A 12,504-nucleotide genomic window follows, 5' to 3' on the forward strand; every position below is an offset into this window, starting at 1 on the left:
ATGAAATGAGTCCCCGCGTCGGAGTCACGCTCTCCGGGCGGTACCGGCTGCAGCGGCTGATCGCCACCGGCGGCATGGGTCAGGTCTGGGAAGGCGTCGACTCACGTCTGGGGCGCCGCGTCGCGATCAAGGTGCTCAAGGCCGAGTACTCGACGGACTCCGAGTTCGTTGAACGCTTCCGCGCCGAGGCTCGTACCGTCGCGATGCTGAACCATCCGGGCATCGCCGGGGTGTACGACTACGGCGAGACCGACATCGACGGCGAGGGCCGCACCGCCTACCTGGTGATGGAGCTCGTCAACGGCGAACCGCTGAACTCGGTGATCAAGCGCACCGGCCGGCTGTCCCTGCGCCATGCCCTCGACATGCTCGAGCAGACCGGCCGGGCCCTGCAGGTCGCCCACACCGCGGGGCTGGTGCACCGCGACGTCAAGCCAGGCAACATCCTGATCACCCCGACCGGCCAGGTGAAGCTCACCGACTTCGGCATCGCCAAGGCCGTCGACGCCGCCCCCGTGACCCAGACCGGCATGGTGATGGGCACCGCCCAGTACATCGCCCCCGAGCAGGCCCTGGGCCACGACGCCACGGCCGCGAGCGACGTGTACTCGCTGGGTGTGGTCGGCTACGAAGCGGTGTCGGGTAAGCGGCCGTTCACCGGTGACGGCGCCCTGACCGTGGCGATGAAGCACATCAAGGAGACGCCTCCCCCGCTGCCTGCGGATCTTCCGCCGAACGTCCGCGAGCTCATCGAGATCACGCTCGTCAAGAATCCCGGCATGCGCTACAAGTCCGGTGGGCCGTTCGCCGACGCGGTCGCTGCGGTGCGCTCGGGCCGCCGGCCGCCCCGCCCGAATGCGGCGCCGTCGATCGGCCGGGCCGCCCCCGCCGCCGTGCCGCCTGCCATCCAGAACCGCGCGGCCGACGCGACCGGGCGTGCCCCCGCGCCGACGTCACGCACCCGGACGACGGGCAGCCACCACCGCTCGGCGCCGCCGGCTCGGCGGACCTTCTCGTCGGGCCAGCGGGCCCTGCTGTGGGCCGCAGGCGTGCTGGGCGCGCTGGCCATCGTCATCGCGATCCTGATCGTCCTCAACGCCCAGGACCAGAAGGACCGGCCGGCGCCCACCACGATCACCGAGACACCGAGCGGCCAGACCACGGGCCCCGAGGCTCCGCCAGAGACACCCGGCGCTGCCCCGTCACCGATAATCGAGCAGGTACCCGGTCAGGAATGGGTACCCCGCCCCATTGACGACGCATCGCCGCCGGTGATGCTGCACGCCCTAGAACAGATATAGCGATGACGACCCCACAGCACCTTTCCGACCGCTACGAAGTCGGCGAGATCCTGGGCTTCGGTGGCATGTCCGAAGTCCATCTGGCCCGCGACCTGCGTCTGCACCGCGACGTCGCGATCAAGGTGCTGCGCGCCGACCTGGCCCGCGATCCGAGCTTCTACCTGCGGTTCCGTCGCGAGGCGCAGAATGCGGCCGCGCTGAACCACCCGGCCATCGTCGCGGTGTACGACACGGGTGAGGCCGAGACGCCGACCGGCCCGTTGCCTTACATCGTCATGGAGTACGTCGACGGCGTGACGCTGCGCGACATCGTGCACAGCGAGGGCCCGATGCCCTCCCAGCGCGCCCTCGAGGTCATCGCCGACGCCTGCCAGGCGCTGAACTTCAGCCACCAGCACGGCATCATCCACCGCGACGTCAAGCCGGCCAACATCATGATCAGCAAGACCGGCGCGGTGAAGGTGATGGACTTCGGCATCGCCCGTGCGCTGGCCGATGCGGGCAACCCCGTCACGCAGACCGCGGCCGTCATCGGCACCGCGCAGTACCTCTCCCCCGAGCAGGCGCGCGGGGTGAAAGTCGACGCCCGCTCGGACGTGTACTCGCTGGGCTGTGTGCTCTACGAGGTGCTGACCGGCGAGCCGCCCTTCGTCGGGGACTCCCCGGTGGCCGTGGCCTACCAGCATGTCCGGGAGGACCCGGTGCCGCCGTCGCAGCGGCACGGCGGCATCTCCCCCGAGCTCGACGCCGTGGTGCTCAAGGCGCTGGCAAAGAACCCCGACAACCGGTACCAGACGGCGGCCGAGATGCGCGCCGACCTGGTGAAGGTGCACAGCGGCGAAGCACCGGACGCCCCGAAGGTGTTCACCGACGCCGAGCGCACCTCCATGCTGGCCGCGACACCGACCAGTCACCGGGCCGGGGCGGTCGACCCGGCCGGCGGACACCAGCGCTACGCAGGACGCGAGCGCAGCGGATCGCTGGGACGCTGGCTGATCGCGGTCGCGGTGCTGGCGATACTGACCGTGCTGGTGACCATCGGTATCAACATGTTCGGCAGCGAGACCCGCGACGTGCAGGTGCCCGATGTCGCGGGCCAGCCGTCGGCCGATGCGATCGCCGCGCTGCAGAACCGTGGGTTCTCGATCCGGACCCAGCAGAAGCCGGACTCCGGGGTCCCGCCCGACCACGTCATCAGCACCGAACCGGGCGCGAACACGTCCATCGCGGCCGGCGACGAGGTCACGCTCAACGTGTCGACCGGGCCCGAGCAGCGTGAGGTTCCGGACGTGTCGGGGCTGAGCTACGCCGACGCGGTGCAGCGCCTCACGGACGCGGGCTTCGAGCGGTTCCGGCAGACGACGTCGGCGTCGCTGCCCGAGCAGCGCGACCGCGTGCTCTCGACGGTTCCGCCGGCCAACCAGACGTCCGCGATCACGAACGAGATCACCATCGTCGTCGGCAAGGGTCCCGCGACGGCCGTGGTCCCGGAGTGCGTCGGCCAGACCGTCGACGTGTGCCAGCAGATCCTCGGAGCGTCCGGCTTCACCAAGATCGTCCCGGTGGAGATCGACAGCACGACGCAGGCCGGTCAGGTCGTGGGCTTGGAGCCTGCACCGGGCCAGACGATCCCGCAGGACTCGGTCATACAGATCCAGGTGTCCCGCGGCAATCAGTTCGTCATGCCGGACCTGACCGGGATGTTCTGGACCGACGCCGAGCCCCGCCTGCGCGCCCTCGGGTGGACGGGCGTGCTCGACAAGGGTGGCGACGTGCAGAACAGCGGACAGCGGACCAACGCGGTGGTCACGCAGAACCCGGCCCCGGGGGCCGGTGTGAACTACGGCAGCAGGATCACGCTGAACTTCGCGTCGTAGCCGCCTGGACCGCGGTCGAGACCTCGTCCTCGAGCTGCTGGACCAGTGTCTCCGCCGGGGCCGCGCCGCAGAAGGCCAGCCAGTTGGCCAGCATCCGGTGCCCGCCCTCGGTCAGGATCGACTCGGGGTGGAACTGCACACCGTGCACGGGCAGCTCGACGTGGCGCACGCCCATGATGACGCCGCCGTCCGTGCGGGCGATGACCTCGAGCTCGTCGGGGACGGTGTCGGGCAGGATCGTCAGCGAGTGGTAGCGGGTGGCCGTGAACGGATCCGGAAGCCCCTTCAGCACACCGGAATCGGCGTGGTGGACCGTGCTCGTCTTCCCGTGCAGCAACTCGGGTGCGCGGTCGACGGTCCCGCCGAACGCGACTCCGATGGCCTGGTGGCCGAGGCACACACCGAGCAGTGGCGTGCCGGCCTCGGCGCATGCGTGCACGAGGGGGATGGACGCACCGGCACGCTCCGGGGTGCCGGGGCCGGGGCTCAGCAGCACGCCGTCGAAGTCGTCGGCGGCCGCAGCGATGTGGGCGTCGGTGGCGAGACGGTCGTCGTCGTTACGCCAGACTGTCGCGTCCACACCGAGCTGGCCGAGGTACTGCACCAGGTTGAACACGAAGCTGTCGTAGTTGTCGACGACCAACACCTGCATGCCGACAGGCTACCGCCAGGGCTTTCCCTGCGGTTTCGAGCGTCAGGCCGCTGCGTCGGAATCGGCACCGTCGCCGGCGTCGGGGGCCGGGTCGGATGTGTCCTGTGAGCTGTCCTGCGCGGTCTCGGTGTCGTTCTCCGTCGACGCCGCGTTGTCGGCGGTGTCGGTGGACCCGGTGGAGGCATCCAGGGAGGGATCCGTGGACGCGTCGTCCAGGGCGGCGTCGTTCAGGGCGGCGTCGTTCAGGGCGGCGTCGAGGGCTGCGTCGTCGGTGACCTCGGTGTCCGCTTCAACGTCGGCGACGCGCGAAGAAGACGTCCGTGCTGCCGCAGGGTCACCGCCCACGCTGGTGTCCGCATCCGTCGAGTCGGCGGACGCGACGGTGAGAGCGTCGACGGGCTCTTCGACGGGGGCCAGGCTCGGGGGCGGGTTGCCGTTGCCCCAGTCGGCGCCCTCGCCCTGCGGAACATAGGCCGGTCGGTCGTAGTCGCGTTCCACCAGGGGGCGGTACTTCGCGTCGAGCTCGGCCATCCGTTCGGCGCTGACGAAGGGTCGGACCCACTGCAGCATCGGCAGGGTCTCCGCCGGGATCAGCATGTAGGTGGTGTTGCCCTCCTGGTAGACCAGGTTGTCCGGGTCGTTGATGTCCAGGCCGTCGAAGTACGAGAAGTGCCGGGAGAACGCGGAATTGATGTACGAGTAGAAGCCGAAGCGGGTCGGGTTGTCGGCGACGCCGTCATATTGGGCAACCACGTCGAGATGGTCGTAGGGCTGGTAGGCGGGCAGCCCCACACCGACGTTGTTGCGATTCTGTCCGCCGAACTTGTTCTCCGGATTGCCGAACGTCACGATCAGCACGATGCGGTCGGGGTCCGGTGCCAGCGACGGGTTTCGCTCCCATTCCCTGAGGCGGTCGTACATGCCGGCGCCGCCCACCGAGTAGCCGGCCAGGATGAGATCTCCGGGGGTCGAATCGACGGCGGCCTGAATCTGCTGGGACGTGATCTTGCGCGTCACCGTTCCGCGACCCAGCGATCGGCATTCGTTCTGCTCGCAGAAGACGCCGCCAAACGCGGACTGGGCCTCCCCGCCCTGGCGGGTCGCGCCTTCGGCGAACAGCGCGGTGACGGCGTGGGAAGTGGGTGCTGCCTGGAGGAATCCAGCAGCGGGGATGAGTACTGTGGCCAATGCGGCGATGCCGGCGTTGCGGCGCTGGTGCTTCATGAGGATCCTTGACGAGTCGAACGAGTGCGCCGCACGGCGAATCCCCAAGTCCGACGCCGGCGTAGTGCAAACATTTGCTGATGCTTTTGTGGCGAAGGAATTCCCGACTTCTCAACGTTGAAACACCGGGATTGCCGTGAGGGCGTGCGCGCCGCAATAACGTTGTCAGATCTTGATCTTCGTGAGTTGCGGGCCCAGCCTTCAGCTTGAGGGTACCGCCGCGAGCAGCAACTTCCCGGCTGCTATCTCTTACGCAGTTGTGACGCTGCCGCGCTCTGGCCGAAGGGCCGACTGCTGCGCCGGTGTCGATCCCTCGTTTGGTGTATCGCGCGCCTCGTCCTCGCCGTTAGCGTCGGTGACTTCGTCTGCGGGGGCCTCGTCTGCGGGGGCCTCGTCGTTCGCCTCATCCGCGAGCGCCTCTTCTGCCCGGGGCTCGTCGTCCGTGTCGACCACGACGTCACCGGGCTCCCCCTGCCCGGCGCCGTCACCCACATCGTCGGGAGACGCGTCGTCGACGTCGTCCGGATCCTGCGCGGAATGTGAATCCCGTTGCCGCGCATTGCTTTCGGAAGTTTGGGCGGCCGGTGGCGGGGTCCCGTTGCCCCAGTCGGCACCCTCGCCCTGGGGAGCATAGTCCGGGCGGTCGTAGTCCTTCTCGATCAAGGGCCGGTACTTGGCGTCCAGCTCGGCCATCCTGGCGTCGCTCAACCAGGGGTCCATCCACTTGAGCATGGGCAGCGTGTCGGCCTTGATGAGCATGTAGGTCGTGCCGTCGGCGTCGTGATAGACCAAGTTGTCCGGATCGTTGATGTCGATGTCCTGGAAGTACGCCATGTGCTGGGCGAACGCGAGGTTCATCCGGGAGTACCAGCCCCACCGCGTCGGCACATCGGCGACGCTGTCGTACTGCATGGTGACGTCGAGGTGGGCGTAAGGCTGCACGGCAGGCAGTCCGGCGTAGGAATTCTTGCGGTCGTCGCCGCCGAACTTGTTCTCCGGGTTCCCGTACGTCACGACGAGCACGACCCGGCCCGGGTCGGGGGATGTGCCGGGGCTCTTCTCCCAGGCCCGCAGGCGGTCGTAGATCGTCGCGGCGCCCAGGGAGTACCCCATGAGGATGATGTCCCCGGCGGTGGATTGGACGGCGGCCTGTAACTGCCGGGAGCCGGGCTTCACATCGAACGGGGTGCGGGCATTGTTGATCGACCGGCACGTGTTGTGGGCGCAGAACTCGTTGCCGAAGGCGGTCTGGGCGTTGCCCTTGAGCTGGGCCGTTCCCTCGACGGCCAGCACCGTGGCCGCCGATGCCGTGGGGGAGAAGCAGAGCCCCACCGCGGCGGGCACGGCGAGTGCGCCGGCCAATGCACGACGACGTTGACGGTTCACGCGGTCCCCCCTGTACCGGCCGCGACGCCTGTCGCGGTCTCCACCGGCGCATTGCTTTGCTAATTGACACATGTGGCTAATTCCACGCGAATGCTCACGCGGGGAGATTTCCACCTGAAAGAATTGCTGACGTCACCCGCGTATCGATGTTGTACCTGCTTAGCGACCTGAGAACGTACGGGTATGTATAGCAGGGATTAGTCGAGCCCGTCTAATCTTCAGCAACATCGAGATGAACCCGATTCAGTAGCCGAGAGGCCCCAACGGTTGCGCGTACTTCATGCGGACGGACTCGCTGTGTCCGACGAGATCGACCTCGCGCGCTTCTTCGCTGTAACCGAGGCCGAACCTGACCGCGTAGCGCTTGTACAACGTCACCAACGGCGCGGCCGCCAGTGCGGACTGCATCGCCGCGGCGTCGCCGATGGCGGCGATGACATAGGGCGGGCTGTAGGTGCGGCCGTTGAGGAGCAGGGTGTTCCCGACACACCGCGGGGCCGACGTCGCGATGATCCGTTGATCCTGGACCTGGATGCCCTCGGCACCGGCGGTCCAGAGGGCGTTGATCACCGCCTGGATGTCCTGCTGGTGCACGACGAGGTCGTCGGGCGACGCATCTCGCGGGAACCGGCCCTGGGCGTCGCGCTGGGCATCGTTGAGGGTGACCACCAGACCGGGACCCCGCAGCGGCGTGAGACCGGCGTCCGTCGCCAGCAGGTCGCCCCGGCGGGTGATGGCGGCCAGTGCCGCGTCGGCTCCCGGCGAGCCGCCGTGATGGTTGTCGATCTGCAGGGTCAGCGCACCCTGCTCGGCGCTCAGCCGGTCGACCGACGCCTGAGATTCCCGCACCAGGTCGACCAGACGAGGTGAGTCGCTGCGCCGGATCTCGTCCCCGCCGGACACGCCGTAGGTCGTGCCGAGGAGCAGACCGGCCGCCAGGCAGACCGCGGGCACACCGAGACGCCACAGAGATCGTCGCCGTCCGGTTGCGCTGCGGTCTGTCATCGCCAGTGCGCGCTCCTTTCGAGGATCACCTGACGCGTTCTCGGCCTGCGTTAGGCTTTCTCTACACATCGTCGCACTGACCGGTCGTTCGTGGCACCGGAGACAGGTCGCGGCGCCGAACGTTCGAAGGTACGCATGCCCAAGTCCAAGGTCCGCAAGAAGAACGACTTCACCATCAACCCGGTGAGCCGGACTCCGGTCAAGGTCAAGGCGGGGCCGTCGAGCACCTGGTTCGTGGTGCTGTTCGTCGGCCTCATGCTGATCGGGCTCGTGTGGCTCATCGTCTTCCAGCTGGCCGGCAGCGGGCCCGACGTCCCGAGCTTCCTCCAGTGGATGGCGGACCTGAACGTCTGGAACTACGCGATCGCGTTTGCCTTCATGATCACCGGGTTGCTGTTGACGATGCGCTGGCGGTGACGCCACGGGCGTCCGAAGGGGATTCATCAACGACGCCTGCCGTTACCCTGCGCGCCACCCGGGCGTCACCGGATCACACGGATGTTATTCATCCCCATTGGGGATAGCACTTGTGGATAACCGCATCGACCGCGGTAGAGGGGTGTGAACAACCCGTGCAGCAAACTTCTTGGCAGCCCAGGACAGGCGGCATCGTCGGGGCCGGTCTACTCGGCATTCTGCTTGCCGTCGCCGTTGTGACACTGGTCACAGACGTTCCGGGGCGCATTCTCATCGGTACCGCGGCCGTCGGTTTGCTGGTGTTCGCCGCCATGTCGTGGCGGGCTCGGCCCAAGCTGGCAATCACCTCGAGTGGCCTGGAATACCGCGGATGGGTCGGCGTGAGGCAGCTCACACAAGCCGACATCCGGCGCATCCGCATCACCGAGTTCCGGCGTATCGGCCGGAAAGTACGCCTTTTGGAGATCGACACGACAGATGACCGGCTCCTGGTCATGAGCCGGTGGGATCTGGGCACGGAGCCGCTGCACGTGCTGGACGCGCTCACCGAGGCCGGGTACGCGCCCGGCCCGGGGTGATTTCGGTGTAGTTGGTCACCGTGAGCGTGACCAACTACACCGAAATCGCTAGGAGATGGTGATCGACTCGATGACGACCGGGTCGGTGGGGCGGTCGCTGCGATCGGTGGACGTGGTCGCGATGGCGTCGACGACCTTCTGCGACTCCGCGTCGACGACCTCGCCGAAGATCGTGTGGCGACGGTTCAGGTGCGGGGTGGGGGTCACCGTGATGAAGAACTGCGAGCCGTTGGTGCCGGGGCCCGCATTGGCCATCGCGAGCAGGTACGGCTTGTCGAACTGCAGCTCCGGGTGGAATTCGTCGGCGAACTGGTAGCCCGGGCCGCCGCGGCCCGTGCCGGTGGGGTCGCCGCCCTGGATCATGAAGCCGTCGATGACGCGGTGGAACACGGCGCCGTCGTAGAACGGCCCCGACGAGCCGCCCGACGCGTTCTCCGTGCTGTATTCCTTGCTGCCCTGGGACAGTCCGACGAAGTTGGACACGGTCTTCGGTGCGTGGTTTCCGAACAGGGCGATCTTGATGTCGCCACGGTTGGTGTGGAGGGTCGCGGTTGCGGTCTGAATGGGACTCGTCACGGGAATCCAGTGTGCCACGCCTGGTCGGACCGCCAACCGGGCACCGTGCGTTCACCGGAGTGGCAGGCTGGAGGCGCGACGTCCGTCATCGAGGAAGAGGTGGGATATGAGCTCCAAGACCCGTGTACGCCTGACCCCGCGGGAGCGGCTCGGCCGAGGTCTGAAGTACTCGACGATGGGGCCGGTCGACGTCACGCGGGGCACGCTCGGTCTCGGGGTCGACTCCGTCCGTTCCTCCGCCTCCTGGGTCAGCGACCGATACCGCCGCAGCAAGGTCGCCGGTGAGCTCCGCGCCGAGGTGGCGGCAGCCCAGGAGATCGTCGCCGGCCTGCCGGAGGCCATCGCCAAGGCGCGCAAACCCCGTCGCCGCCGACGGCCGCTGCTGCTCGCGGGCCTCGGTGTCGCTCTGGTGGCCGGGGGAGCGGTCACGTTCTCGATCCTGCGTCGTTCTGCCCAGCCCGATCCCTCGCCGCTCCCGCCGAGCGTCGAGGTCAATCCCCGGCCGTAGCGGAAGCCGTTCCGGTGTGACCGTCTCGGTGTTCGACCTGTTCTCGATCGGCATCGGCCCGTCGAGCTCACACACCGTGGGCCCGATGCGGGCGGCGCGGCGGTTCGTCGACGAACTCGACGTCTCCGCGGTCGCACACGTGCGCGTGGAGCTCTACGGCTCGCTGGGGGCGACGGGCGCCGGGCACGGAACGCCGGGAGCCGTGGTCCTCGGTCTGGAGGGCGCCGATCCCGAGACCGTCGATCCCGACGAGGCACACGCACGGGTGGCCGAGGTCCGGCACGACCGGGTGCTGCGGGTCGGGGGAGAACATGCGGTCGCGTTCGACATGGCCGCCGACATCGTTCTGTCGTTGCGCGCCATGGACTTTCATAGCAACGGCATGGTCTTCACTGCCGAGGACGCCGACGGGTCCCTGTTGGCCCGCCGGGTGTACTACTCGGTGGGCGGCGGCTTCGTCGTCGACGAAGACGAGGCCCGGGCCGGCTCGGCCGACGACGTGCAGGTGCCGTACCCGTTCCCTTCCGGCGCCGATCTGGTTCGGCTGGCCACCGAGAACGGGTGCAGCATCGCCGAGCTCGTCGCCCGTAACGAAGAGGCGCTCGGGAACGGGGACCGACTCCGCGCGGGCCTGCTGCGGATCTGGTCGGCGATGCGGGAATGCGTGGACCGCGGGCTCACCTCGGACGGCACGCTGCCGGGAGGTCTGCGTGTCCGGCGAAGGGCCCGCGCGCTCGCCGCGGCGCTGGAGACAGACCCCGCCGATCCGCTGTATGCGATGGACTGGGTGACGGTGTACGCGCTGGCGGTGAACGAGGAGAACGCCGCGGGCGGACGCGTGGTCACGGCGCCGACCAACGGTGCTGCCGGGATCATCCCCGCGGTCCTGCACTACTACTGGCGCTTCGTGCCCGGCGCCGACGACGACGGCATCGTGACGTTCCTGTTGACGGCGGCGGCGATCGGTCAGCTGTTCAAGGCCAACGCGTCGATCTCGGGGGCCGAGGTGGGCTGTCAGGGGGAGGTCGGCTCGGCCTGCTCGATGGCCGCGGGTGCGCTGGCCGCCGTGCTCGGCGGAACACCGGCGCAGGTGGAGAACGCCGCGGAGATCGGCATCGAACACAATCTCGGGCTGACCTGCGATCCCGTCGGGGGACTGGTCCAGATCCCGTGCATCGAGCGCAACGCGATCGCATCGGTCAAAGCGATCACCGCGGCTCGCATGGCGTTGTTCGGCGACGGCACGCATCACGTCAGCCTGGACACCGCGATCAAGACGATGCGCGACACCGGGGCCGACATGGCGGACAAGTACAAGGAGACGTCGCGCGGGGGACTGGCTCTCAACGTCGTGGAGTGTTGAGCCGCGGTGTGATTGCGGGACGACACCGCGCCCATTTGCCCGGCAATCCCCAAGTGTGCCGCAGCCGGACCGGCTCTTGGTCATGATGGACCGAGACCACGCAGCAACGTGGTGGACAAGACGCTAGGGGGCCGCGATGAACGCTGACAGCGGTCCCGGTCTGCGCTCTCTGCAGTCGACCGTTGCGCGGTGGTGGCGTCAACCCGACCAGTTCGAATGGCTCACCGGCTATCTGCGGGCCCGGGAGTTGGGGCTGGCGACGCGGGTGTTGATGACTCTGATGTCAGGCGCGGTGATACTTCTGCCGGCAAGCCTGCTGACTTTGCCCCACTTCACGCCGGCGGCGGTGCTGGTCAGCATCCTCGCCACGCTCACCGGGACGACGTACGCGGTGCTGTGGTGGCGCAGCTGGCCCACCCGCATCCAGTCGTTGTCGATGGCCGTGGTCACCGGTGGCCTGGTCGCCGTCGTCACGCTGCTGCAACCCGAGCCGGTCTTCGCCCTGATGGGCTGCACTGCGCTGGCCCTGGTCGGCGGTTACATGGCGTTCTTCCACAACATCAAAGCCGTCACCTACACCGTCGCGTTGGCGGTGGTCGCCGGCGCAGCGTGCGCGTCACGACTGATCGACGACCACACGGCGATCGCCGTGGTGGGGTTCTGTCTGGTTCTCGAACTCAATGTGGCCTTCCCCCTGTCGATCCAGGCGGTGGTACGCACGCTGGGCGCCGACGTCGTGCGCTCCGACCACGACCCGTTGACCGGGTTGTTGAACCGCCGCGCGTTCTACGAACGGGCCACGACGCTGTTGACCGCACCGTTCGACGATGTGCACCTGCTGGTGGTGATGATCGACCTCGACAAGTTCAAGACGCTCAACGACACCTACGGTCACATCGCCGGCGACCAGGCCCTGGCCTCCGTCGGCTGGACTCTGCGCCAGGCCAGCACCGCTGCCGCCATCATCGGCCGCTTCGGCGGCGAGGAGTTCATCGTCATCGACGCGCTGCCCCACGACGCGGCCTGCGCATTGCCTCAGCGGCTGTGTGAGGCGATCGCCGACCTGCCGCACCCCGTCACCGCCAGCGTGGGCGCCGCCGTCGTGCGCTGGAGTGGTGTCGCCGACCCTCCCGCAGCGATAGAGGCCCTCATTCGGGCCGCCGACACCGCCATGTACACCGCCAAGAAGAACGGCGGCAATCAAACCCACTTCTGCACACCCGCACCGTCCTTCTGACCGCGGGAGCCCGACCCCACCGGAGGCGGGGGAGAAGACGGCGCCTGCCAGCAGAACAGGCCAGACCGGAAACGGTCTGACCTGTTTGTTGATTGTGGAGCCTAGGAGATTCGAACTCCTGACATCTGCCTTGCAAAGGCAGCGCTCTACCAACTGAGCTAAGGCCCCTCGTCAGGTATCGGTCGCTGTGTGCCATACCTCGGGGCCGTGCTGGGTTCGCCACACGACCACCGCGATCGCCGCCGCGCATCCCGCGGCGACCAGAAGCACCTGCTTCATCGATGCGTACCTTTCCGTGGGGCTAGGAGGACTCGAACCTCCGACCTCTTCGTTATCAGCGAAGCGCTCTAACCGCCTGAGCTATAGCCCCGTTCAACCGC

General features: G+C 68.0%; 12 protein-coding genes and 2 tRNA genes. 7 read left to right on the plus strand and 7 right to left on the minus strand.

The genetic code is table 11. From position 1 onward, the window contains the following. Positions 1-5 precede the first annotated feature (5 nt). Positions 6-1,301 carry a protein kinase domain-containing protein gene (locus FHR72_RS02270; protein ID WP_183466272.1) on the plus strand — a complete coding sequence of 432 codons (1,296 nt, stop codon included), beginning with the start codon at positions 6-8 and terminating at the stop codon, positions 1,299-1,301. Positions 1,302-1,303: 2 nt separating this feature from the next. Beyond that, on the plus strand, positions 1,304-3,178 hold the full coding sequence (gene pknB, locus FHR72_RS02275) for a Stk1 family PASTA domain-containing Ser/Thr kinase (RefSeq protein ID WP_183466273.1): 1,875 nt from the start codon (positions 1,304-1,306) through the stop codon (positions 3,176-3,178). On the opposite strand, the gene FHR72_RS02280 is transcribed toward pknB, so the two are convergent. The 4 genes from FHR72_RS02280 to FHR72_RS02295 form a co-directional block, all read right to left on the minus strand. After that, positions 3,156-3,830, minus strand: coding sequence for an aminodeoxychorismate/anthranilate synthase component II (locus tag FHR72_RS02280; protein ID WP_183466274.1), 675 nt, complete (start codon positions 3,828-3,830; stop codon positions 3,156-3,158). The genes pknB and FHR72_RS02280 overlap by 23 nt on opposite strands. A 42-nt stretch (positions 3,831-3,872) precedes the next feature. Next, a complete protein-coding gene (locus tag FHR72_RS02285; protein WP_183466275.1) occupies positions 3,873-5,054 on the minus strand; it encodes a PE-PPE domain-containing protein in 1,182 nt (393 codons plus the stop codon). A gap of 249 nt (positions 5,055-5,303) precedes the next feature. Next, positions 5,304-6,440 carry a PE-PPE domain-containing protein gene (locus tag FHR72_RS02290; protein ID WP_311736024.1) on the minus strand — a complete coding sequence of 379 codons (1,137 nt, stop codon included), beginning with the start codon at positions 6,438-6,440 and terminating at the stop codon, positions 5,304-5,306. Between the two features lie 243 nt (positions 6,441-6,683). Continuing rightward, positions 6,684-7,445 carry a DUF881 domain-containing protein gene (locus FHR72_RS02295; protein WP_183466277.1) on the minus strand — a complete coding sequence of 254 codons (762 nt, stop codon included), beginning with the start codon at positions 7,443-7,445 and terminating at the stop codon, positions 6,684-6,686. A gap of 135 nt (positions 7,446-7,580) precedes the next feature. Here FHR72_RS02295 and crgA point away from each other — a divergent pair, with 135 nt between their 5' ends. Together crgA and FHR72_RS02305 are read left to right on the plus strand one after the other, a co-directional pair. Next, the gene (gene crgA, locus FHR72_RS02300) at positions 7,581-7,862 is read left to right on the plus strand and encodes a cell division protein CrgA (protein ID WP_024445118.1); all 282 of its coding nucleotides are present in this window, start codon (positions 7,581-7,583) and stop codon (positions 7,860-7,862) included. A gap of 155 nt (positions 7,863-8,017) precedes the next feature. Continuing rightward, positions 8,018-8,440 (plus strand): PH domain-containing protein, encoded by a 423-nt coding sequence (locus FHR72_RS02305; RefSeq protein ID WP_183466278.1) that lies wholly within the window; start codon positions 8,018-8,020, stop codon positions 8,438-8,440. A 48-nt stretch (positions 8,441-8,488) separates the two neighbouring features. On the opposite strand, the gene FHR72_RS02310 is transcribed toward FHR72_RS02305, so the two are convergent. Then, positions 8,489-9,016, minus strand: a complete 528-nt coding sequence (locus FHR72_RS02310; protein WP_183466279.1) for a peptidylprolyl isomerase — start codon at positions 9,014-9,016, stop codon at positions 8,489-8,491. A gap of 106 nt (positions 9,017-9,122) precedes the next feature. Here FHR72_RS02310 and cwsA point away from each other — a divergent pair, with 106 nt between their 5' ends. From cwsA to FHR72_RS02325, 3 genes are all read left to right on the plus strand, one after another. Further along, positions 9,123-9,524 (plus strand): cell wall synthesis protein CwsA, encoded by a 402-nt coding sequence (gene cwsA, locus FHR72_RS02315; protein WP_183466280.1) that lies wholly within the window; start codon positions 9,123-9,125, stop codon positions 9,522-9,524. A gap of 16 nt (positions 9,525-9,540) precedes the next feature. Continuing rightward, on the plus strand, positions 9,541-10,887 hold the full coding sequence (locus tag FHR72_RS02320) for an L-serine ammonia-lyase (RefSeq protein WP_183466281.1): 1,347 nt from the start codon (positions 9,541-9,543) through the stop codon (positions 10,885-10,887). Positions 10,888-11,023: 136 nt separating this feature from the next. Further along, a complete protein-coding gene (locus tag FHR72_RS02325; RefSeq protein ID WP_183466282.1) occupies positions 11,024-12,124 on the plus strand; it encodes a GGDEF domain-containing protein in 1,101 nt (366 codons plus the stop codon). A gap of 95 nt (positions 12,125-12,219) precedes the next feature. On the opposite strand, the gene FHR72_RS02330 is transcribed toward FHR72_RS02325, so the two are convergent. Both FHR72_RS02330 and FHR72_RS02335 read right to left on the minus strand, forming a co-directional pair. Continuing rightward, a tRNA-Ala gene (locus tag FHR72_RS02330) sits at positions 12,220-12,292 on the minus strand. 128 nt (positions 12,293-12,420) lie between these two features. Beyond that, positions 12,421-12,494 (minus strand) — tRNA-Ile (locus FHR72_RS02335). Positions 12,495-12,504: the final 10 nt, after the last annotated feature.

This window comes from Mycolicibacterium iranicum, from assembly GCF_014190915.1.
Taxonomy (GTDB): Bacteria; Actinomycetota; Actinomycetes; order Mycobacteriales; family Mycobacteriaceae; genus Mycobacterium; species Mycobacterium iranicum_B.